Origin of the sequence: Pseudomonas sp. 382, from assembly GCF_002759075.1 — a bacterium.
In the GTDB taxonomy this organism is placed as follows: Bacteria; Pseudomonadota; Gammaproteobacteria; order Pseudomonadales; family Pseudomonadaceae; genus Aquipseudomonas; species Aquipseudomonas vlassakiae.
This window is the reverse complement of record NZ_PEMX01000002.1, coordinates 118,501-139,609: the sequence shown is the minus strand read 5'-3', so window position 1 is coordinate 139,609 and position 21,109 is coordinate 118,501. Positions and strand designations below refer to the sequence as shown.

At 61.5% G+C, this 21,109-nt stretch carries 19 protein-coding genes; 9 read left to right on the top strand and 10 right to left on the bottom strand.

Annotation, left to right across the window (positions count from 1 at the left end; all coding sequences use genetic code 11):
• Window positions 1-68 precede the first annotated feature (68 nt).
• From CQW31_RS03575 to fdhA, 7 genes are all read left to right on the top strand, one after another.
• On the top strand, window positions 69-1,322 hold the full coding sequence (locus tag CQW31_RS03575; RefSeq protein ID WP_054886032.1) for a serine hydroxymethyltransferase: 1,254 nt from the start codon (window positions 69-71) through the stop codon (window positions 1,320-1,322).
• Window positions 1,323-1,337: 15 nt separating this feature from the next.
• On the top strand, window positions 1,338-2,588 hold the full coding sequence (locus tag CQW31_RS03570) for a sarcosine oxidase subunit beta family protein (RefSeq protein ID WP_003255680.1): 1,251 nt from the start codon (window positions 1,338-1,340) through the stop codon (window positions 2,586-2,588).
• A 14-nt stretch (window positions 2,589-2,602) separates the two neighbouring features.
• Window positions 2,603-2,938 carry a sarcosine oxidase subunit delta gene (locus CQW31_RS03565; RefSeq protein WP_054886031.1) on the top strand — a complete coding sequence of 112 codons (336 nt, stop codon included), beginning with the start codon at window positions 2,603-2,605 and terminating at the stop codon, window positions 2,936-2,938.
• Window positions 2,935-5,952: a sarcosine oxidase subunit alpha gene (locus CQW31_RS03560; RefSeq protein ID WP_099813779.1), complete on the top strand. Its 3,018-nt coding sequence runs from the start codon at window positions 2,935-2,937 to the stop codon at window positions 5,950-5,952. Before CQW31_RS03565 ends, CQW31_RS03560 begins: the two co-directional genes overlap by 4 nt.
• Window positions 5,953-6,122: 170 nt before the next feature.
• Window positions 6,123-6,755, top strand: coding sequence for a sarcosine oxidase subunit gamma (locus tag CQW31_RS03555; protein ID WP_099813778.1), 633 nt, complete (start codon window positions 6,123-6,125; stop codon window positions 6,753-6,755).
• A gap of 11 nt (window positions 6,756-6,766) precedes the next feature.
• Window positions 6,767-7,624 carry a formyltetrahydrofolate deformylase gene (gene purU / locus CQW31_RS03550; protein ID WP_099813777.1) on the top strand — a complete coding sequence of 286 codons (858 nt, stop codon included), beginning with the start codon at window positions 6,767-6,769 and terminating at the stop codon, window positions 7,622-7,624.
• 272 nt (window positions 7,625-7,896) lie between these two features.
• On the top strand, window positions 7,897-9,096 hold the full coding sequence (gene fdhA / locus CQW31_RS03545) for a formaldehyde dehydrogenase, glutathione-independent (protein WP_051095434.1): 1,200 nt from the start codon (window positions 7,897-7,899) through the stop codon (window positions 9,094-9,096).
• Between the two features lie 42 nt (window positions 9,097-9,138).
• Here the strand turns inward: fdhA and CQW31_RS03540 are convergent, their stop codons facing one another.
• From CQW31_RS03540 to CQW31_RS03520, 5 genes are all read right to left on the bottom strand, one after another.
• Window positions 9,139-9,348 (bottom strand): hypothetical protein, encoded by a 210-nt coding sequence (locus tag CQW31_RS03540; protein WP_099813776.1) that lies wholly within the window; start codon window positions 9,346-9,348, stop codon window positions 9,139-9,141.
• 161 nt (window positions 9,349-9,509) lie between these two features.
• Window positions 9,510-9,773, bottom strand: coding sequence for a DUF3077 domain-containing protein (locus CQW31_RS03535; RefSeq protein ID WP_099813775.1), 264 nt, complete (start codon window positions 9,771-9,773; stop codon window positions 9,510-9,512).
• 140 nt (window positions 9,774-9,913) lie between these two features.
• Window positions 9,914-10,156 carry a hypothetical protein gene (locus CQW31_RS03530; RefSeq protein ID WP_099813774.1) on the bottom strand — a complete coding sequence of 81 codons (243 nt, stop codon included), beginning with the start codon at window positions 10,154-10,156 and terminating at the stop codon, window positions 9,914-9,916.
• A 356-nt stretch (window positions 10,157-10,512) separates the two neighbouring features.
• Window positions 10,513-11,385 (bottom strand): RHS repeat-associated core domain-containing protein, encoded by an 873-nt coding sequence (locus CQW31_RS03525; RefSeq protein WP_099813773.1) that lies wholly within the window; start codon window positions 11,383-11,385, stop codon window positions 10,513-10,515.
• A gap of 135 nt (window positions 11,386-11,520) precedes the next feature.
• The gene (locus CQW31_RS03520; RefSeq protein ID WP_099813772.1) at window positions 11,521-12,432 is read right to left on the bottom strand and encodes an RHS repeat-associated core domain-containing protein; all 912 of its coding nucleotides are present in this window, start codon (window positions 12,430-12,432) and stop codon (window positions 11,521-11,523) included.
• A 321-nt stretch (window positions 12,433-12,753) separates the two neighbouring features.
• Between CQW31_RS03520 and CQW31_RS03515 the strand changes: the two genes are divergently transcribed.
• Window positions 12,754-13,329: a DUF2780 domain-containing protein gene (locus CQW31_RS03515; protein WP_099813771.1), complete on the top strand. Its 576-nt coding sequence runs from the start codon at window positions 12,754-12,756 to the stop codon at window positions 13,327-13,329.
• A gap of 199 nt (window positions 13,330-13,528) precedes the next feature.
• Here the strand turns inward: CQW31_RS03515 and CQW31_RS03505 are convergent, their stop codons facing one another.
• Both CQW31_RS03505 and CQW31_RS03500 read right to left on the bottom strand, forming a co-directional pair.
• A complete protein-coding gene (locus tag CQW31_RS03505) occupies window positions 13,529-14,878 on the bottom strand; it encodes an APC family permease (RefSeq protein WP_099813769.1) in 1,350 nt (449 codons plus the stop codon).
• A gap of 242 nt (window positions 14,879-15,120) precedes the next feature.
• Window positions 15,121-16,008, bottom strand: a complete 888-nt coding sequence (locus CQW31_RS03500) for an acyltransferase (protein WP_099813768.1) — start codon at window positions 16,006-16,008, stop codon at window positions 15,121-15,123.
• A 182-nt stretch (window positions 16,009-16,190) separates the two neighbouring features.
• Between CQW31_RS03500 and CQW31_RS03495 the strand changes: the two genes are divergently transcribed.
• The gene (locus CQW31_RS03495; protein WP_099813767.1) at window positions 16,191-16,691 is read left to right on the top strand and encodes an ATP-dependent zinc protease; all 501 of its coding nucleotides are present in this window, start codon (window positions 16,191-16,193) and stop codon (window positions 16,689-16,691) included.
• A 113-nt stretch (window positions 16,692-16,804) separates the two neighbouring features.
• Here CQW31_RS03495 and CQW31_RS03485 read toward each other — a convergent pair whose 3' ends face one another.
• From CQW31_RS03485 to CQW31_RS03470, 3 genes are all read right to left on the bottom strand, one after another.
• Entirely contained in the window at window positions 16,805-17,428 is a 624-nt protein-coding gene (locus CQW31_RS03485; protein WP_099813765.1) for a glutathione S-transferase, read from the bottom strand.
• Window positions 17,429-17,431: 3 nt separating this feature from the next.
• Window positions 17,432-18,100, bottom strand: coding sequence for a peptide-methionine (S)-S-oxide reductase MsrA (gene msrA, locus CQW31_RS03480; protein ID WP_099813764.1), 669 nt, complete (start codon window positions 18,098-18,100; stop codon window positions 17,432-17,434).
• A 165-nt stretch (window positions 18,101-18,265) separates the two neighbouring features.
• Window positions 18,266-20,947 (bottom strand): bifunctional diguanylate cyclase/phosphodiesterase, encoded by a 2,682-nt coding sequence (locus CQW31_RS03470; RefSeq protein ID WP_099813763.1) that lies wholly within the window; start codon window positions 20,945-20,947, stop codon window positions 18,266-18,268.
• Window positions 20,948-21,109: the final 162 nt, after the last annotated feature.

The following is a 21,109-nucleotide window of genomic DNA, read 5'->3' as shown; positions in this document are numbered from 1 at the left end:
GTCATAACATCGCCACAAAGGGCCACAGTGCCCCACGACAAAAAACGATCGCTGCCGGGAGATACACGATGTTCAGCAAGCAAGACCAGATCCAGGGTTATGACGATGCACTGCTGGCGGCGATGAATGCCGAAGAACAGCGCCAGGAGGACCACATCGAGCTGATCGCCTCGGAAAACTACACCTCCAAGCGCGTGATGCAGGCCCAAGGCAGCGGCCTGACCAACAAGTACGCCGAAGGCTACCCGGGCAAGCGCTACTACGGCGGCTGCGAGCACGTCGACAAGGTGGAGGCCCTGGCCATCGAGCGCGCCAAGCAGCTGTTCGGCGCCGACTACGCCAACGTCCAGCCGCACTCCGGTTCTTCGGCCAACGGCGCGGTCTACCTGGCCCTGCTGCAGGCCGGCGACACTATCCTCGGCATGAGCCTGGCCCACGGCGGCCACCTGACCCACGGCGCCAAGGTGTCGTCCTCGGGCAAGCTGTACAACGCTGTGCAGTACGGCATCGACACCACTACCGGCCTGATCGACTACGACGAAGTCGAGCGCCTGGCTGTCGAGCACAAGCCGAAGATGATCGTTGCCGGCTTCTCGGCCTACTCCAAGACCCTCGACTTCCCACGCTTCCGCGCCATTGCCGACAAGGTGGGTGCCTACCTGTTCGTCGACATGGCCCACGTTGCAGGCCTGGTTGCTGCAGGCCTGTACCCGAACCCGATCCCGTTCGCCGATGTGGTCACCACCACCACCCACAAGACCCTGCGCGGTCCACGTGGCGGCCTGATCCTGGCCAAGTCCAACGAAGAGATCGAGAAGAAACTCAACGCTGCCGTATTCCCGGGCGCCCAGGGCGGCCCGCTGATGCACGTGATCGCTGCCAAGGCCGTGTGCTTCAAGGAAGCGCTGGAACCTGAGTTCAAGAGCTACCAGAAACAAGTGATCGAGAACGCCCAGGCCATGGCCCAGGTATTCGTCGATCGCGGCTACGACGTGGTCTCCGGTGGCACCGACAACCACCTGTTCCTGGTCAGCCTGATCCGCCAGGGCCTGACCGGCAAAGATGCCGACGCCGCCCTGGGCCGCGCGCACATCACCGTCAACAAGAACGCCGTGCCGAACGACCCGCAGTCGCCATTCGTCACCTCCGGCCTGCGCATCGGTACCCCGGCTGTGACCACCCGCGGCTTCAAGGTTGCGCAATGTGTCGCCCTGGCCGGCTGGATCTGCGACATCCTCGACAACCTCGGTGACGCCGACGTCGAAGCCGATGTGGCGAAGAACGTCGCGGCGCTGTGCGCTGACTTCCCTGTTTACCGCTGAGTGGAGTAAACGAACATGCAACGCTACTCGGGCTTCGGCCTTTTCAAACACTCCCTCAGCCACCACGAAAACTGGCAGCGCATGTGGCGCACGCCGACCCCTAAAAAGGTCTACGACGTGGTCATCGTCGGCGGTGGCGGCCATGGCCTGGCCACGGCCTACTACCTGGCCAAGGAACACGGCATCACCAACGTTGCGGTGATCGAAAAGGGTTACCTGGGTGGCGGCAACACCGCCCGTAACACCACCATCGTGCGTTCCAACTACCTGTGGGACGAGTCGGCGCACCTGTACGAGCACGCCATGAAGCTGTGGGAGGGCCTGTCCCAGGACCTCAACTACAACGTGATGTTCTCCCAGCGCGGCGTCTACAACCTGTGCCACACCCTGCAGGACATGCGTGACTCCGAGCGCCGCGTCTCTGCCAACCGCCTCAACGGCGTCGATGGCGAGCTGCTCAACACCGCTCAGGTCGCGGCCGAAATCCCGTACCTGGACTGCTCGAAGAACACCCGCTACCCGATCCTCGGCGCCACCGTTCAGCGCCGTGGCGGTGTAGCCCGTCACGATGCCGTGGCCTGGGGCTTCGCCCGTGCCGCCGACGCCCTGGGCGTGGACCTGATCCAGCAGACCGAAGTGATCGGCTTCCGCAAGGAAAACGGCGCGGTCATCGGCGTGGAAACCAACAAAGGCTTCATCGGCGCCAAGCGCGTCGGCGTGGTCACCGCCGGTAACTCCGGGCATATGGCCAAGCTGGCCGGCTTCCGCCTGCCGCTGGAATCGCACCCACTGCAGGCGCTGGTTTCCGAGCCGATCAAGCCGATCATCGACAGCGTGATCATGTCCAACGCCGTACACGGCTACATCAGCCAGTCCGACAAGGGCGACCTGGTGATCGGCGCCGGTATCGACGGCTGGGTCGGCTACGGCCAGCGCGGTTCGTACCCGGTGATCGAGCACACCCTGCAGGCCATCGTCGAGATGTTCCCCAACCTCTCGCGTGTTCGCATGAACCGCCAGTGGGGCGGCATCGTCGATACCTCGCCAGACGCCTGCCCGATCATCACCAAGACCCCGGTCAAGAACATGTTCTTCAACTGCGGTTGGGGGACTGGCGGCTTCAAGGCGACCCCGGGTTCGGGCAACGTCTTCGCCGCGAGCCTGGCCAAAGGCGAAATGCACCCATTGGCCGCGCCGTTCTCCATGGACCGCTTCTACAACGGCGCACTGATCGACGAACACGGCGCCGCCGCCGTCGCCCACTAACCGGAGCCACCGTCATGTTGCATATTTTCTGTCCCCACTGTGGCGAGCTGCGCTCCGAAGAAGAGTTCCACGCCTCTGGCCAGGCGCACATCGCCCGCCCGCTGGACCCCAACGCCTGTTCCGACGAGGAATGGGGTACCTACATGTTCTACCGTGACAACCCACGCGGTATTCACCACGAACTGTGGGACCACGTTGCCGGTTGCCGCCAGTACTTCAACGTTACCCGCAACACCGTGACCTACGAGATTCTGGAAACCTACAAGATTGGCCAGAAGCCGCAAGTGACCGCTGATGGCAAAGCTGCGATCGCACCGTCCGCCGTCAAAGGCCAAGGGGAAAAAGTATGAGCCAGACCTATCGCCTCGCCAGCGGCGGCCGTATCGACCGCAGCAAGGTCCTGAACTTCACCTTCAACGGCAAGACCTACCAGGGTTATGCCGGTGACAGCCTGGCCGCCGCGTTGCTGGCCAACGGCGTCGACATCGTTGGCCGCAGCTTCAAGTACTCGCGCCCACGCGGCATCATCGCCGCCGGTAGCGAAGAGCCGAACGCGATCCTGCAGATCGGCTCCAGCGAAGCCACCCAGATCCCCAACGTGCGAGCCACCCAACAGGCGCTGTACGCAGGCCTGGTCGCTACCAGCACCAATGGCTGGCCGAACGTCAACAACGACGTCATGGGCATCCTCGGCAAGGTCGGCGGCAACATGATGCCGCCGGGCTTCTACTACAAAACCTTCATGTACCCGAAATCGTTCTGGATGACTTATGAGAAGTACATCCGCAAGGCAGCCGGCCTGGGCCGTGCGCCGCTGCAGAACGACCCGGACAGCTACGACTACATGAACCAGCACTGTGACGTGCTGATCGTCGGTGCCGGCCCTGCTGGCCTGGCCGCCGCGCTGGCCGCGGGCCGCAGCGGTGCCCGCGTGATCCTGGCTGACGAGCAGGAAGAGTTCGGCGGCAGCCTGCTCGACACCCGCGAAACCCTCGACGGCAAACCAGCCGCCGACTGGGTCAACGCCGTGGTCAAAGAGCTGCAAAGCCTGCCGGAAGTGACCCTGCTGCCACGCGCCACGGTCAACGGCTACCACGACCATAACTTCCTGACCATCCACGAGCGCCTCACCGACCACCTCGGCGACCGCGCCCCGATCGGCCAGGTGCGTCACCGCGTGCACCGTGTCCGCGCCAAGCGCGTGGTCCTGGCTGCCGGCGCTCACGAGCGCCCACTGGTGTACGGCAACAACGACCTGCCGGGCAACATGCTGGCTGGCGCAGTTTCCACTTACGTTCGCCGTTACGGCGTGGCCCCAGGGCGCAAGCTGGTGCTGTCGACCAACAACGACCACGCCTACCGCGCCGCGCTGGACTGGCACGACGCCGGCCTGCAAGTGGTCGCCATTGCCGACGCTCGCCACAACCCGCGTGGTTCGCTGGTTGAAGAAGCGCGTGCCAAGGGCATCCGCATCCTCACCTCCAGCGCCGTGATCGAGGCCAAGGGCACCAAGCACGTCAGCGGCGCCCGTGTGGCGGCCATCGATGTGCAGGCGCACAAGGTCACCAGCCCCGGTGAAACCCTCGAATGCGACCTGATCGCCACCTCCGGCGGTTACAGCCCGATCGTGCACCTGGCTTCGCACCTGGGCGGTCGCCCGGTCTGGCGTGAAGACATTCTCGGCTTCGTGCCGGGCGATGCCCCGCAGAAGCGCGAATGCGTGGGTGGCATCAATGGCGTCTACGCCCTGGGCGATGTGCTTGCCGATGGTTTCGAAGGCGGTGCCCGCGCCGCCACTGAAGCGGGCTTCAAGGCCACCGTTGGCAGCCTGCCGAAAACCGTGGCGCGCAAGGAAGAGGCCACCGTGGCGCTGTTCCAGGTGCCGCACGACAAGGGCACTGCCCGTGCACCCAAGCAGTTCGTCGACCAGCAGAACGACGTCACCGCCGCCGCCATCGAACTGGCCACCCGCGAAGGCTTCGAGTCGGTCGAGCACGTCAAGCGCTACACCGCGCTGGGCTTCGGCACCGACCAGGGCAAGCTGGGCAACATCAACGGCCTGGCCATCGCCGCCCGTTCCATCGGCATCACCATCCCGGAAATGGGCACCACCATGTTCCGCCCGAACTACACGCCGGTGACCTTTGGCGCGGTAGCCGGTCGTCACTGTGGCCACCTGTTCGAGCCGGTGCGCTTTACCGCCCTGCATGCCTGGCACGTGAAGAACGGCGCCGAGTTCGAAGACGTCGGCCAGTGGAAGCGCCCTTGGTATTTCCCGAAAGCCGGTGAAGACATCCATGCCGCGGTTGCCCGTGAATGCAAGGCCGTGCGCGACAGCGTGGGCCTGCTGGACGCGTCGACCCTGGGCAAGATCGACATCCAGGGGCCGGATGCGCGCGAGTTCCTCAACCGCATCTACACCAACGCCTGGACCAAGCTCGACGTGGGCAAGGCCCGCTACGGCCTGATGTGCAAGGAAGACGGCATGGTCTTCGACGACGGCGTGACCGCCTGCGTCGGCGACAACCACTTCATCATGACCACCACCACCGGCGGCGCTGCCCGCGTATTGCAGTGGATGGAGCTGTACCACCAGACCGAATGGCCAGAGCTGAAGGTGTACTTCACCTCGGTCACCGACCACTGGGCCACCATGACCCTGTCCGGCCCGAACAGCCGCAAGCTGCTCAGCGAGCTGACCGACATCGACATGGACAAGGACGCCTTCCCGTTCATGACCTGGAAGGAAGGCAACGTCGGCGGCGTACCGGCCCGCGTGTTCCGTATCTCGTTCACCGGCGAGCTGTCGTACGAAGTCAACGTGCAGGCCAACTACGCCATGGGCGTGCTGGAGCAGATCATCGAGGCCGGCAAGAAGTACAACCTGACCCCGTACGGCACCGAGACCATGCACGTACTGCGCGCCGAGAAGGGCTTCATCATCGTTGGCCAGGACACCGACGGCTCGATGACCCCCGACGACCTCAACATGAGCTGGTGCGTGGGCCGCAACAAGCCGTTCTCGTGGATCGGCCTGCGTGGCATGAACCGCGAAGACTGTGTGCGCGAGAACCGCAAGCAACTGGTAGGCCTGAAGCCGATCGACCCGACCAAGTGGCTGCCGGAAGGCGCCCAGCTGGTGTTCGATCCCAAGCAGCCAATTCCGATGGACATGGTTGGCCACGTGACCTCCAGCTACGCCTCCAACTCCCTGGGCTATTCGTTCGCCATGGGTGTGGTCAAGGGCGGCCTCAAGCGCATGGGCGAGCGCGTTTACTCGCCGCAGGCCGATGGCAGCGTGATCGAGGCGGAGATCGTGTCTTCGGTGTTCTTCGATCCGAAGGGTGAGCGGCAGAACGTCTAAGGCCCCGGTACCAACCGATGTCCAGTTTGGAATGAGGTCTCTGTGGGAGCGGGCGTGCCCGCGAAGAGGGCGGTGAATCCACCCTCGCATTCGCGGGCATGCCTGCTCCCACAGGATGACCGTCTCCGGCAGGCATCGTGGTCGAATCCAGAATTCAAGGCAGGTAAGAAATGAGCGCTATCAACGTCTTCCAGCAAAACCCCGGCGCCGAGGCCAAGGCCCAGTCGCCACTGCACCACGCCGACCTGGCCAGCCTGGTTGGCAAAGGCCGCAAGAACGCAGGCGTGACCCTGCGTGAACGCAAGTTCCTCGGCCACCTGACGATCCGTGGCGATGGCCACGACCCGGAATTCGCCGCTGGCGTGCACAAGGCCCTGGGCCTGGAGCTGCCGGTTGCCCTGACCGTGGTCGCCAACAACGAGATGTCGCTGCAATGGGTCGGCCCTGACGAGTGGCTGCTGATCGTCCCGGGCGGCCAGGAACTGGCGGTCGAGCAGAAGCTGCGCGCGGCCCTCGAAGGCCAGCACATCCAGGTGGTCAACGTCAGCGGCGGGCAGAGCCTGCTGGAACTGCGTGGCCCGAACGTGCGCGAAGTGCTGATGAAATCCACCAGCTATGACGTGCACCCGAACAACTTCCCGGTCGGCAAGGCCGTCGGCACCGTGTTCGCCAAGTCGCAACTGGTGATCCGCCGCACCGCCGAAGACACCTGGGAGCTGGTGATCCGCCGCAGCTTCGCCGACTACTGGTGGCTATGGCTGCAGGACGCTTCGGCCGAATACGGCTTGAGCATCGAAGCTTAAGGAGAGCGAACATGAGTCGGGCACCGGATACCTGGATTCTCACCGCCGACTGCCCGAGCATGCTCGGCACCGTCGACGTGGTGACGCGTTACCTCTACGAGCAGCGCTGCTACGTCACTGAGCACCACTCCTTCGATGACCGGCTGTCGGGGCGTTTCTTCATTCGCGTGGAGTTCCGCCAGCCAGACGATTTCGACGAGGCGGGCTTCCGAGCCGGCCTCGCCGAGCGCAGCGAAGCGTTCGGCATGGCCTTCGAGCTGACCGCACCCAATCACCGCCCCAAGGTGGTGATCATGGTGTCCAAGGCCGACCATTGCCTGAACGACTTGCTGTATCGCCAGCGCATCGGCCAACTGGCCATGGACGTGGTTGCGGTGGTGTCCAACCACCCAGACCTCGAACCCCTGGCGCACTGGCACAAGATTCCTTACTACCACTTCGCCCTCGACCCGAACGACAAGCCGGCGCAAGAGCGCAAGGTGATCCAGGTGATCGAAGAAACCGGCGCGGAGCTGGTGGTGCTTGCCCGCTACATGCAAGTGCTGTCGCCGGAGCTGTGCCGGCGCCTGGATGGCTGGGCGATCAACATTCACCACTCGCTGTTGCCCGGGTTCAAGGGCGCCAAGCCTTATCACCAGGCTTACAACAAGGGCGTGAAGATGGTCGGCGCCACGGCGCACTACATCAACAACGACCTCGACGAAGGGCCGATCATTGCCCAGGGCGTCGAGGTGGTGGACCACAGCCATTACCCCGAAGACCTGATCGCCAAGGGGCGCGACATCGAATGCCTGACCCTGGCGCGGGCGGTGGGGTATCACATCGAGCGGCGGGTGTTCCTCAACGCTAACCGGACAGTCGTTCTCTGAACATTTCTGGGGCTGCTTTGCAGCCCTTTCGCGACACAAGGCCGCTCCTACAGGTATCGCATTCGCCTGTAGGAGCGGCCTTGTGTCGCGAAAGGGCCGCACAGCGGCCCCGACTTTTCCCCTGCCGTTTAAAGGCATCTCCCTGTCGTTTCCAGTCAGTGCAAATCGCCGATTCAGGCCCACAATTCCTGCATTCCAGTAACACAAGCCGCCCATGGATGGCGGCGCTTTCCACCACCGCTGCATAAATAAAAATCAAGCGAGGTAAGAGCATGTCTGGCAATCGTGGAGTGGTGTATCTCGGCGCGGGCAAGGTCGAGGTGCAGAAAATCGACTACCCGAAAATGCAAGACCCACGCGGCAACAAGATCGAGCACGGCGTGATCCTCAAGGTGGTTTCCACCAACATCTGCGGCTCCGACCAGCACATGGTCCGCGGCCGCACCACTGCCCAGGTCGGCCTGGTCCTGGGCCACGAAATCACCGGTGAAATCGTCGAGATGGGGCGTGATGTTGAGCGCCTGAAGATCGGCGACCTGGTGTCGGTACCGTTCAACGTCGCCTGCGGCCGCTGCCGCTCGTGCAAAGAGATGCACACCGGTGTCTGCCTCACAGTCAACCCAGCCCGCGCCGGCGGCGCCTACGGCTACGTCGACATGGGCGACTGGACCGGTGGCCAGGCCGAATACGTGCTGGTGCCATACGCCGACTTCAACCTGCTGAAACTGCCGGACCGCGACAAGGCCATGGAGAAGATCCGTGACCTGACGTGCCTGTCCGACATCCTGCCGACCGGCTACCACGGCGCTGTCACTGCCGGTGTAGGCCCTGGCAGCACCGTCTACGTCGCTGGCGCCGGCCCGGTCGGCCTGGCTGCCGCAGCCTCGGCGCGCCTGCTGGGCGCCGCCTGCGTCATCGTCGGTGACCTGAACCCGGCCCGCCTGGCCCACGCCAAGTCCCAGGGCTTCGAAGTGGTCGACCTGTCCAAGGACACTCCGCTGCACGAGCAGATCGTCGACATTCTCGGCGAGCCGGAAGTGGACTGTGCTGTCGACGCGGTTGGCTTCGAGGCCCGTGGCCATGGCCACGAAGGCGCCAAGCATGAAGCCCCGGCCACCGTGCTGAACTCGCTGATGCAGGTGACCCGCGTGGCCGGCAACATCGGTATCCCGGGCCTGTACGTGACCGAAGACCCAGGCGCGGTGGATGCCGCCGCCAAGATCGGCGCACTGAGCATCCGCTTCGGCCTGGGCTGGGCCAAGTCGCACAGCTTCCACACCGGCCAGACCCCGACCATGAAATACAACCGCCAGCTGATGCAGGCGATCATGTGGGACCGCATCAACATTGCTGAAGTGGTCGGCGTGCAGGTGATCAACCTCGACCAGGCGCCGGAAGGCTATGGCGAGTTCGATGCAGGCGTGCCGAAGAAGTTCGTGATCGACCCACACAAGATGTGGGGCGCGGCTTGATCGCGTGATGTAACAAAAAGCCCCTCGACATGAGGGGCTTTTTTATGGCTGCTCGTTGGCGCCTTGCACGGCAAGGACAGAGCCTTTGTCATCGGTGGCCAACAAGCCGCCGGTGTGGGTTCCGTCTGAACTCAGCTCTGCCAGCGGTTGTTCCGCGTTGCGAAGGATGGCGCGATACTGATCGCCTTGCTTCACGGTGATCAGCTTGTCGCCCTGATAGAAGAAAAGCGTACCGTTCGATGCTTTGCTCATGATTCAAGTCCCTGAGGTGCTGGATGAATGGAGGCTGCTTAAGCCCATTCTGAACGGCCGCAGGGATTTTGATACTGGCAGAAATACTAGTTTTATGGCCTGACACGGAACCTGTGGGAGCGGGCGTGCCCGCGAAGAGGCCAGCCCTGCCAACCCATCACTCAGCGCATCATTCCCAACTCAGCATCGTCCATCAGCGCCTTGGCCAACGCGCTCAGATAATGTGACGCCCAAAGCAACTGCGGCTTGTTGTCCATCAGGCCGTCAATGGTCAAATCCCGCACATAGCCCATCAGTTCCGAAGCCTGTTCCCGCGCACTCTGGCAGGGAATGCCCGGGGCAATGCAGAACAACGGGTGGGTCTGGCCTTCGCCTTGGTAGAAAAAAGTTTTGCCTACAGTGGTCTTGGTGTCGTCGCTGGTCATTTTTCTCTCCCCCTGAAGTTTCTCGACTGCCAGGCCCGGCCCTATCGCGGCTAAAGCCGCTCCTACAGGCCTTGCGCAATCCTTGTAGGAGCGGATTTATCCGCGAAGGGCCAGCCCAGCAAAAACACAAGCCTCAATTTCTAGTGCAATGTCCGCGGCTCCGCCGGCATCTGCACCTGGATCAACGCCGTCTCAAGCAGCACCCGCAGCGTTTCGAGCTCATGCATCGTGGCTATCATCAATATCGAAACCGGCGACTTGGGCTGCAGCAGAAGCGCCTGATGTGCGACGGTTTGGGCGCACAGCGCGTAGTCCGTGGCCTGGATGAGGGTATCTTCGAGGGAATGGGAGGTGTGGGGTGGATCGGGGACAATCTTAAGCATGATGGATGACCTCTAAGTGATGCCACCACCGGCCTGCTGTCAAACAAGAAGGCGGCAACTGTACATGGGTTGACAGACCGGTAGGTCAACCAAAACCCGGCGCACGTGAGTGCCCCATGCACAGCTGCCATAGAGGCAAAGCCATGTGGTTGACGAAGTCGGCCTGTCAAAGCCGGTCGCTGATTTCGCAACGACCGCCCGAGACTAGAGCCCGGCCCAGATCATCGCAATGGCTCAAGCGGCTTGGGACTGTAATTCAGAAACGTCCTACAGGTAAGCGTAAAAATCTGAAAGTCTTGGCGAGATTGGCGCGCTGAACATCCGCTTCGGCCTGAGTTAGATGTTTTTACTCAGTTTCATTCCCCCAGTAGACTGTCGAAGCTGTTGCTGCGCAAACGATTTGCGCGTGCATTCTGCTCCCTGTCGTATCTTATAAGTCTGGCAATATTTCGAATGCCGCCAAGCGTTTCTATATTGACGTCTCTTAAGGAATTTATGTCATGCAGATAGGGGTTCAACTCCAGGCCCAGGCTTTGTCCAAATATCCTAGGTACTCCGGGGAGTACGCCAGCTCGGGCGGCACCCATGGAAGCATCATTGTCTAAAATTTTTGATATGTAACGTTCAATGATCGGAACGGTGTGGCTTTTATTAGATTTAGATGTCTTTGCAAAATTGACGGCATCATTGTATGCAAGGTTGCTGATGATGGATTCAAAAGTGTCAGGTTCCCCGATCCTCTTGAAATAATCTTCTCGAGGGCGTGCGTATTTTGGTGAATTTGGTTTCAATGCACTGGCATAAGAAGTGGTACGTTTCAGTGTGGAAGGTTTGAATCTGTGAGGAAGTGCCACGGCTGAATTCGTGCTCACCATGGTCTGACCATTTTTAAGGTGGACAAGTACGTGGCCTGTCGGGTCCGTATAATTAACTGGATCCCCAGCGCAGTACACATAGCAGTTTATTCCACCCCTTCCAAAGGGGCTGAGGCTATCTGGTGATTGAAAGCGCATCAGGCTAGGTGAGTATGTTCGATATCCCTGCCCCAGTTGATAGCTTTTCAACGGTGGGTTTATGTATTCGCCGCTGAAGCCAAGAATGGCCCGTTCGGAGGGGAGTTTTACTGAAAATCCGAATGGAGAGTACGCATGACATTCATTGGCCCTGCCACTACTGGCATAAGTGGTGGGGTTATCTGAGTGGCTTGATGATATGTGTGGTGTTTTCATTCTTGTCACTTATGTGCTCGGTGAGTTTATGGTCAGTAGTCTGAGAGGACTTCGGCACTGAGTGTGTTGTAGATATTTAAATATTCCCCTGTTTGATAGCGGAGAAAGATAGGAGCGCCGTTACCCGCTGAGTGATCACTGGTTGTATGAATGTGCGGAAGGTTCAAATCCTAGGGTTCTAAGCTTAGTAATTGCGGGTGCGAGATGTTCCATGGTTGGTCGATAATGTCCTGATCGATTGTATAGGAAGACATCTCCCAGACTTCCGATGATCATTGTTCCGGAACTGATGATCTTGGTATTGGGAAGTATGTTGGCAATGGAAGGGTGTGAGGTGTAGCTGCTGGAGCCTTTCCCTCCAGAGATGGAGACTGCCATTTCGTTGTTCTTGTTAATAACAAACTTGACTTCGACACCTATGCCAACTGATGTAAGGTCTGTGCCGGTTTTTACAATGCGCCTTGGATCGCCAGTCGTTTTGGTGTGGGCTTTCACAAGCGAAATTTCTTTTTTCAACAGTTCTGGGTAATGGTTTTTTAAGTATGCACTATGCTTCGATTTTGACGGCTTGAATAAGCGGCTAAGCCACGAGTGCCCAGTAGGATCACTTCGGTTAATAGGGTCGCCAGCGCAATAGGAATAGGCATTCATCCCGCCCAGGCCAAAAGGACTCAAGTTATCAGGTGAAAGGAATCTAAATCTATTGCTGCTGTATCCGCGATAGCCGAGACCCAACAAGTAAATCTTGGCTGCGTTGTCCATGTGGTTGCCGTTGAACCCTATGTTAATTAGGTTCGAGGGTTGTGATGCTGAGAAACCATAAGCTGAATAGGTATGCTCTTCTCTATTGCCAAAGCCTTCTACTGTGAGCACAGAGTTAGCTAGGTCTGTCGCAAGTAAGGCGGATTCGCTATTGTTAAGATTGTTGAGTTCCGCTAGTATGTGATTAGTGTCATGGAAGATTGTGCGCTTGGATGCTTTCGCTGTCAGCGTGTTGAGCTTATCTTTTCGGTAGAAAGCTAGCGTGATGTTTTCGCTTAGAGTCATCAGTCTTCTCCTGGTTTAATTGCGCTAATTACGGCTCCGTTGGAGTAAGCCAGTATTCGTGAATACTTAATTTATGGCTACTGGCAAAAATATCAGGTGTGTGTAGGCCTCAGGGGCGGCTGAAAGCATTATTTATAGTGCGTGGCTGAGCATAACTATGAGTATTTAAGAGAGTTTTCGCTATTGCCGTGATTAGCTATGTCCTTACCTGAGTCACGCTCAGGTGCTTGTTTGCTCCGATGTCCGTCTCGGAACAATCTATCAATTCCCGAGTCAAACCCGTCGTTTCCCAAGCCATCCCGGCCGACGAGGTCCCTCCCGATGAAAGCATTCACCCTGGCAACCCTGATGACCCTGGCCGCAAGCCCGGTGTTCGCCTTCAACCTCAGCGACGCCGCCAACGCCGTCTCCGCCATGCAGAACCAGAAGCAGCAAGGCCAGGTACAGGCACCCGCAGCACAGGCCAACCTGCTCAACACCCTGGGCAGCCAGTTGAACATCACCCCGGAACAGGCCGTGGGCGGGGCAGGGGCCATGCTGGGGCTGGCGCGCAACAATCTGAGCAGCGACGACTATGGCCAGCTGACCAAGGCCGTGCCGGGCCTGGACCTGCTGTCGGGCGCCAATGCCCTGGGCGGGTTGAGTGGGTTGGGTGAGTTGCTGGGCAGCAACAAGGGCAGCCAGTCGGCGCTGGACAAGGCGCTGGGCAACGATGTGGAGAACCGTGGCGACCTGGACAATGCGTTCAAGGCGCTGGGGATGGATACCGGGATGATCGGGCAGTTTGCACCGTTGATTCTGCAGTACCTGGGGCAGCAGGGGATTGCTGGATCGTTGTTGCAGAATCTGGGGAGTTTGTGGACGACTCCTGCGCCGTTGGCTCAGCCTTCGGTTTGATGGTTTCGTAGGGCAGCGCTGACATCCCAGCCTTTGAGGACTTGCGCTGTCCCTGTAGGAGCGGCCTTGTGTCGCGAAAGGGGCGCGTAGCGGCCCCAGGATTTCAGCTTCGCGTCGAAGATTGCCGGGGCCGCTGCGCGGCCCTTTCGCGACACAAGGCCGCTCCTACAAGGGATCGCGCAAGCCCGGGTAAGTGGAGTTAGGCGGTTTCTGTGAAGTCCACCAGGCGCACTGGGCGGCGGAAGCCGGCGGTCAGTACCGCCAGGTAAGCCAGGCCGAAGGCAAACCAGCACAGGCCGATCACCAAGGTCAGGGCCGACAGGCTGGTCCACAGCCATAGGGTCAGCGCCAACCCCACCAGCGGCACCAGGCCGTAGCACAGCAGCCCTTTGAGGTTACGCTGGGCGCCATCGTCCATCAGGTGCGTCTTCACCACCGCCAGGTTCACCGCCGAGAACGCTACCAACGCACCGAAGCTGATCAGCGAGGCGAGGGTCGCCAAGTCGATCACCAACGCCAGCAGCGAGAACGCCGACACCAGCGCAATGGCGAATACCGGCGTGCCGAAGCGTGGCGATAGGTAGCCAAAGCTGCGCCGCGGCAGCACGTTGTCACGCCCCATGGTGAACAGAATGCGCGACACCGCCGCCTGCGAGGCCAGCGCAGAGCCCAGGCTGCCAGCGACGTACGCGGCGGTGAAGAAGTTGGCCAGGAACTGGCCGCCCGCCTTGAACATCACCTCGTTGGCCGCCGCATCGGCATTGGCGAAGGTGGTGCCCGGCAGCACCAACTGGCTGACGTAGGCCAGCACGGTGAACAGCACACCGGCGAACAGGGTGGTGAGGATGATCGCCCGTGGCACGTCGCGGCGCGCGTCGCGGCACTCTTCGGCCAGGGTCGAAACGGCGTCGAAGCCGAGGAACGACAGGCACAGCACCGCAGCACCGGCCATGATCGCGCCGAAACCAGGCTTGGAGCCATCGCCCATCAGCGGCGACAGCAGGTCCAGCGGCTGGCCGGCCAGCGACTGGCACGACAGCGCGACGAACACCACGATGAAGACGATCTGCGCGCCAACGATCAGGTTGCTGGTCTTTGCCACCGAGTGAATGCCAACCACGTTCAGCACCGTTACCAGCACAATCGAGGCCAGGGCGATGGACCATGCCGGGATGGCCGGGAAGGCGATGTTGAGGAACAGGCCGATCAACAGGTAGTTGATCATCGGCAGGAACAGGTAGTCCAACAGCAGCGACCAGCCGGCGAGGAAGCCGACGTTGGGGCCGAAGGCCATGTTGGTGTAGGAGTACGCCGAGCCCGCGACCGGGAAGCGCTTGACCATGAAGCTGTAGGACGCGGCGGTGAACAGCATGGCCACCAGGGTGACGATGTAGGCGCCGGCAGTGCGGCCACCGGTGAGTTCGGTGACGATTCCGTAGGTGGTGAAGATGGTCAGCGGGACCATGTACACCAGGCCGAAGAACACCAGGGCGGGGAGGCCGAGGACACGGCGCAGTTGGGCGGAGTTGGAGCTGGGTGGGTTGGCCATCGATCGATCCAGGCATTTTTGTAGTTGTGCTTTGGTCGATTTTTATCCACTTGGGTGGGTAATGACAAAAAAGTATTACTTATTCTTATTATTAGCCTGGGTTTTAATCGGGGTTATTTGCATTTCTGTGCCGGCCTCTTCGCGGGCACGCCCGCTCCCACAGGGATGCCACAAGTCTTGAGCGCTGCGCTGTACCTGTGGGAGCGGGCGTGCCCGCGAAGAGGCCAGTACAGGCAATAAATTCAGTTCATCTCAGCGCGCAATTGCTCGATCCGCTGGTCCTTTTCCAGCCACAGCTGGTTCACCCAGGCCTGCACGGTCTGGCGGAAGGCCGGGTCATTCTCGTAGTCCCCATCCCACAAGGCCGGGTCCAGCTCACGCACCTGAATGTCGATAATCACCCGGCTAATGCTGCCATTGAGCAGGTCCCAGAACCCGGGCGCCTGCTTGCCGGGATAGACGATGGTCACGTCCAGCAGCGCGTCCAGCTGCTCGCCCAGCGCTGCCAGCACGAACGCCACACCGCCCGCCTTGGGCTTGAGCAGGTAACGGTAAGGCGATTGCTGTTCGCGGTGCTTGGCCTCGGTGAAGCGGGTGCCCTCGAGGTAGTTGACCACGGTGACCGGCTGGCGCTTGAACAGCTCGCAGGCAGCCTTGGTGATCTCCAGGTCCTTGCCCTTGAGCTCCGGGTGTTTTTCCAGAAACGCTTTGCTGTAGCGCTTCATGAACGGGTAATCGAGGCCCCACCAGGCCAGGCCCAGCAGCGGCACCCAGATCAGCTCCTTTTTGAGAAAGAACTTGAAGAACGGCGTGCGGCGGTTGAGGCTTTCGATCAGCGCCGGGATATCGACCCAGGTCTGGTGGTTGCTGACCGCCAGGTACGAGGTGTCCTTGCGCAGGTTCTCGACGCCGCGAATGTCCCACTGGGTCGGGATGCACAGGGCGAAGATGGCCTTGTCGATTTCCGACCAGGTTTCGGCCACCCACATCACCGCCCACGAGGCATAGTCACGCCCACGCCCCGGCAGCACCAGCTTGAGCAGGGCGAAGACCAGCAGCGGGCAGATCAACACCAAGGTGTTGAGCAGCAGCAGGATGGTCGTGAAAAGGCCGGTAAGCAGGCGACGCATAAGGAAACTCTTGTTGTGGGAAATTAGCAGGGCGCAATGATAAGCAGCGCTGCGGCCTACGCCAAATGTCCAATGCCCGACGGCAGGGACAAATGTTTCACAACATGTTGGTTAGGCTTGTGACAGCGAACCTATCCTGCCAGTGCAGTCTAAGCACTGACCCTTCTCAAGGAAGCCTGCCTGTGAAATCTCTGCTTGCCCTGTTATCGCTGTTGGCGTTGCCGGTGATGGCCGCCGAACCCACGGTCTATGGCCGTTACGAGAACATCAAGTTGCCCGAGCTTGGCCAGACCCTGAAAGCCAAGATGGACACCGGTGCCTGGACGGCGTCGCTGTCGGCCAAGGACATCGAGCTGTTCACCCGCGATGGCGAGGAGTGGGTGCGTTTCCGCCTGGCTACCAAGGACTCCGACGGCAAGGTCTATGAGCACCAGGTCTCGCGGATCAGCAAGATCAAGGGGCGTGCCGAGGAAGAGGACGAGGGCGATGCGCCGGAAATCTCCAAGCGGCCGGTGATCGACCTGGAGATGTGCCTGGGTGGCCAGAAGCGCACCATGGAGGTCAACCTGGTGGACCGCAGCCACTTCAACTACCCGTTGCTGATCGGTTCCAAGGCGTTGCGCCAGTTCAAGGCGGCGGTGAACCCGGCCAAGAAGTTTACGGCGGGCACGCCTGACTGCTGATTGTTGCTGCCTGTACCGGCCTCTTCGCGGGCACGCCCGCTCCCACAATTACTGCACAAGCCTTGAATCCTGTGCAGTACCTGTGGGAGCGGGCGTGCCCGCGAAGAGGCCCTTCAGGCCACAGGTGCTGTTGCCACCATCGACGGCCGCTTGGCCACCTCGGCATACCACGCCGCCAGGCCAGGCTGGCGCTCACGCCAGCCGAACTGCGGCTGGCGCAGGTCCAGATAGCCTAGCGCACAGGCCACGCCAATCGCCGCAATATCGAACCCGGACGCCAGCTCCGCCAGGTGCTCCTGCTCAAGATTCGCCAGGCTGCGGCGAATCTTCTCGGCCTGCGCTTCGAGCCAGCCATCCCAGCGCTTTGCTTCAGGCCGCAGGAAGCTCTCGTAGCGGCTCAGCACCGCCGCATCCATGATCGCGTCAGCCTGCGAAGCCAAGGTCATGCGCCGCCAGCGCGCCGAGCCCTCGCGTGGCAGCAGCGGCTGGCCGACATGCTGCAGGTCGAGGTACTCGCAGATCACCCGGCTGTCGTGCAGCACGGTGCCGTCCTCCAGGCGCAGGGCAGGGATCTTGCCGATCGGGTTGCCCTGGTTGAGCTGCTCGTCGCCGTTCACCGGGCTGATGTTCACCGGCTGCAGCGCGACACGGTCAAGCTGGCCGGTCTCGTGCAGCACCACCATGACCTTGCGCACGAAAGGTGACAGCGGCGAGTGGAACAGGGTCATCGTGCTCATGGTTCAGTTGCCCTGCAGGCTCGGAGGCAGGCACACGCCGGTGCCGCCGATACCGCAGTAGCCGTCCGGGTTCTTGGCCAGGTATTGCTGGTGGTAGGCCTCGGCGAAGTACACCGTCGGCGCCTGGTCGATTTCGGTGGTGATTTCGCCGAAGCCGGCCTTGCTCAGTTCGGCCTGGAAGGCGTCGCGGCTGGCCTTGGCTTGCGCCAGCTGTTCCGGGCTGGTGCAGTAGATAGCCGAGCGGTACTGGGTGCCGATGTCGTTGCCCTGGCGCATGCCCTGGGTCGGGTTGTGCAGCTCCCAGAACATCGCCAGCAGCTCGCGGTAGCTGACCTTGTCCTTGTCGAACACCACCAGCACCACCTCGGTGTGGCCGGTCAGGCCCGAGCAGACTTCTTCGTAGGTCGGGTGCGGGGTGAAGCCACCGGCGTAGCCGACCACCGTGCTGACCACGCCTTCTCGCTGCCAGAAGCGGCGCTCGGCGCCCCAGAAGCAGCCCAGGCCGAAGATGGCGAAATCGATGGCGCCGTCGAAGAACGGGCCGAGCAGTGGGGTGTCTTTGAAGACGTAGTGGAATTCGGGCAGCTGCATGGGCGTTTCGCGGCCAGGCAGGGCTTGCTCCGCGGTTGGCATGACGTTTTTGTTCACCAGGATTTCCGAACGCAGGACCATGGCCGTTCCTCTGTATGTCAGGTAGATAGGGGCTGGGGCATTCGCGGGCACGCCCGCTCCCACAGGTACAGCACAGGTTTCGAAGGTTGTGGTGTCCCTGTGGGAGCGGGCGTGCCGGCGAAAGGGCCCGAATGGGTTCTATAGTGCCCGAGCTTTGCGCAGCTGTCAGGCCATTGGACCGCGCGGGTAGCGCTTGAGTTTTTCTTCAAGCTCGCGGCCGGGGATTGGCCGGTCGAACAGGTAGCCCTGGCCGACATCGCATCGGTGCCGACGCAGGAACGCCAGCTGCGCCGGCGTCTCGATCCCTTCGGCCACCACCTTGAGCTTGAGGTTGTGGGCCATGGCCACCACCGCCGAGGTGATTTCCATGTCGTCCTGGTTGTCGGGGATCTCGTTGATGAAGCTGCGGTCGATCTTGATGATGTCGATCGGGAATTTCTTCAAATAGCTCAACGACGAATAACCGGTGCCGAAGTCGTCCATGGCCAGGGTCAGGCCCAGGGCCTTGAGCTCGTCGAGCTGGCGGTGGGTGTCTTCGGTCGCTTCCAGCAGCAGGCCCTCGGTGAGTTCCAGCTCCAGCAGGTGCGGGGGCAGGCCTTCTTCCTTGAGGATCAAACCGATCGAGGCCACCAGGTCGGGGTCGGAGAACTGCTTGGGCGAAAGGTTGATGGCCACGTGCAGGCAGCCCATGCCGGCTTGCTGCAACTGCTGGCTCATGCGGCACGACTGGCGCACCACCCACTTGCCAATCGGGATGATCAGGCCGGTTTCCTCGGCAACGCTGATGAACTGGTCCGGGCGGATCATGCCGCGCTCGGGATGGTTCCAGCGTAGCAAGGCCTCAAGGCCAAGCAGGCGGCCGCTGCGCAGGCACAGCTTGGGCTGGTAGAACACCTCCAGCTCGTTCTGGGTCAGGGCGCGGCGCAGGTTGTTCTCGACGAACAGCTTGTAGCTGGCTTCGGCATTGAGCACTTCGGTGAACACCTGCACCTGGTGCTTGCCGTTGGCCTTGGCCTTGTGCAGGGCGAGCCCGGCGTTCTTCATCAGGGTGGTCGGGTCGCTGCCGTGCAGCGGCGCGCACGCCAGGCCCACCGAGGCGGTGACGTTGATCAGCTGGTTGTCGACGAACATCGGTTTGTCGAGGGTACGCAGCAATTGCAGGGCTACGCCCTGGCCGTCTTCCAGGCCGGTGTCGTCGAGCAGCACGGCGAACTCGTTGCTGGCGAAACGGGCGAGCACGCCGTTGACGCTCAGGCTGTTACGCAGGCGCCGGGCCAGGCTGATCAGCAGTTTGTCGCCGGTCTGGTGGCCGAGGCTGTCGTTGATCCGCTTGAAGTTGTCGATGTCCACCAGCAGCAGGCAGATCGGGTTCTCGCTGTCGCGGGCGAAGCGCTCGTCGAGCTTGCGGATGAATGCCGGGCGGTTGCCCAGGTTGGTCAGGTTGTCGGTGTAGGCCAGGCGCTCGATGCGTTGTTGGGCCAGCTTGGTCTGGGTGACGTCTTCGTAGATGCCGATGTAGTGCGTCAGCTCTCGGTTGTCGCCATACACCTTGGAGATCGACAGCTGGCCCCAGTAAGGTTCGAGGTTCTTGCGCCGGCTCTTGAATTCGCCTTGCCAGCTGTTGCCCATGGCCAGGCTCGACGGCGAGTCGAACAGCAGCTCGCTGAGGTTTTCCAGGGCGGGCAGCTCGGCCAGGTGGTGGCCCTGGACTTCCTCGGTGCTGTACTGGGTGATGGCGGTGAAGCTTGGGTTGACGTACTCCACCACGCCGTCGCGGTTGACCAGCAGGAAGGCGCTGGCGCTTTGTTCCACGGCCCGCTGGAACAAGTGCAGGGCGCTGGCGGCGGTGCGCCGGTTGTGGTTGGTGATGACCTGGGCGAACTGGTCGGCGAGCTCACCGGCAAAGGCGATTTCATCGGACTGCCAGGCGCGCGGCTGGCCGGTCTGCTCCAGGCACAACACGCCGACTACCTGGCCATCGACGCGGATGCTGGCGTCGAGCATGGCGTTGTTGTCGGCATACAGGCTCTCGGCCAGGTCACGGGTGCGCGGGTCGTGGTTGGCGTTGTGCGCGTCGATGGCACGGCTGGCGTGCAGGGCGTCCAGGTAGTCGGGGAAGCGGCTGGCATCGATCGGTTCGGGCAGGCGGTGCGCCTGCTCGTCGCGCAGCCAGGCGCTGATCGGCTCCAGACGCTGCTCTTCCAGGTGCCAGATGCTGGCGCTGTCAACCTTGTAGATCTCGCAGGCGCTGCGGGTGATCAGCTGGGCGGCTTCGAGCAGCGAGTTTTCGGAGCTGTAGCGCTGGCGGGCCAGGCGCAGGATGAGGTCTTGCTGGGCACGCACGCGTTCCAGGTGCTCAAGCTGCTCCTGCTGGGCACGCTGGTTGACCTGCAGGGCCAGTTGCAGGCGGTTGTTGCGCGATTCCAGGTCGTCGGTGTCGAGGTCACTGTCGTCGTCATCCAGCACCGTGAGGAAGCCGCGCAGCAGCTGGCGGTTGTGCTGCTTGAATGTCTCGCCGGCTTCCAGCAGGCGCAGCGCGCGGGCCTGGGTGTGCAGGGTGTAGCGCACACGGTAGTAGCCGCGGTTGCTCAGTTGCAGCTGGATTTCATCGTGCAGCCGGTAACGGGCCTCGGGCTCCATGAGGCTGGCATAGGGCGCATCGATCAGCGCACACAACTCGGCAGCGGGCAAGCCGAACTGGCGTTCGCAAGCAGGATCGAGGTAAAGCATCGCCCAGTTGGCTTCGTTCAGCCTTTCGAAACGCAGCATGCCGAGCCGCGAGGGCACGGGGAGCTGCGTCACGACCTCGGCCGCCACACGGCTGGCGGCATCGGGTTGGCTTTTCATCGAAGACTCGCTTGAAGGGGACGCGGCCTGGACGGCGGCGTATCTGGCAAGGTTGCATCATGTCCCTGAGGCTGGCAAGCGGCCATGAGGGCTGTCATGTATATGTTTTCGGCCGCCTGGCTGAAATCCTTAATTTGCCTTGAGAATTTGGCGCCGCTTTGC

Excerpts from the sequence above, each read along its gene's own strand:
- CQW31_RS03575 (WP_054886032.1), top strand. The coding sequence starts at position 69 with ATGTTCAGCAAGCAAGACCAGATCCAGGGTTATGACGATGCACTGCTG.
- CQW31_RS03570 (WP_003255680.1), top strand. The coding sequence starts at position 1,338 with ATGCAACGCTACTCGGGCTTCGGCCTTTTCAAACACTCCCTCAGCCAC.
- CQW31_RS03565 (WP_054886031.1), top strand. The coding sequence starts at position 2,603 with ATGTTGCATATTTTCTGTCCCCACTGTGGCGAGCTGCGCTCCGAAGAA.
- CQW31_RS03560 (WP_099813779.1), top strand. The coding sequence starts at position 2,935 with ATGAGCCAGACCTATCGCCTCGCCAGCGGCGGCCGTATCGACCGCAGC.
- CQW31_RS03555 (WP_099813778.1), top strand. The coding sequence starts at position 6,123 with ATGAGCGCTATCAACGTCTTCCAGCAAAACCCCGGCGCCGAGGCCAAG.
- purU (WP_099813777.1), top strand. The coding sequence starts at position 6,767 with ATGAGTCGGGCACCGGATACCTGGATTCTCACCGCCGACTGCCCGAGC.
- fdhA (WP_051095434.1), top strand. The coding sequence starts at position 7,897 with ATGTCTGGCAATCGTGGAGTGGTGTATCTCGGCGCGGGCAAGGTCGAG.
- CQW31_RS03540 (WP_099813776.1), bottom strand. The coding sequence starts at position 9,348 with ATGAGCAAAGCATCGAACGGTACGCTTTTCTTCTATCAGGGCGACAAG.
- CQW31_RS03535 (WP_099813775.1), bottom strand. The coding sequence starts at position 9,773 with ATGACCAGCGACGACACCAAGACCACTGTAGGCAAAACTTTTTTCTAC.
- CQW31_RS03530 (WP_099813774.1), bottom strand. The coding sequence starts at position 10,156 with ATGCTTAAGATTGTCCCCGATCCACCCCACACCTCCCATTCCCTCGAA.
- CQW31_RS03525 (WP_099813773.1), bottom strand. The coding sequence starts at position 11,385 with ATGAAAACACCACACATATCATCAAGCCACTCAGATAACCCCACCACT.
- CQW31_RS03520 (WP_099813772.1), bottom strand. The coding sequence starts at position 12,432 with ATGACTCTAAGCGAAAACATCACGCTAGCTTTCTACCGAAAAGATAAG.
- CQW31_RS03515 (WP_099813771.1), top strand. The coding sequence starts at position 12,754 with ATGAAAGCATTCACCCTGGCAACCCTGATGACCCTGGCCGCAAGCCCG.
- CQW31_RS03505 (WP_099813769.1), bottom strand. The coding sequence starts at position 14,878 with ATGGCCAACCCACCCAGCTCCAACTCCGCCCAACTGCGCCGTGTCCTC.
- CQW31_RS03500 (WP_099813768.1), bottom strand. The coding sequence starts at position 16,008 with ATGCGTCGCCTGCTTACCGGCCTTTTCACGACCATCCTGCTGCTGCTC.
- CQW31_RS03485 (WP_099813765.1), bottom strand. The coding sequence starts at position 17,428 with ATGAGCACGATGACCCTGTTCCACTCGCCGCTGTCACCTTTCGTGCGC.
- msrA (WP_099813764.1), bottom strand. The coding sequence starts at position 18,100 with ATGGTCCTGCGTTCGGAAATCCTGGTGAACAAAAACGTCATGCCAACC.
- CQW31_RS03470 (WP_099813763.1), bottom strand. The coding sequence starts at position 20,947 with ATGAAAAGCCAACCCGATGCCGCCAGCCGTGTGGCGGCCGAGGTCGTG.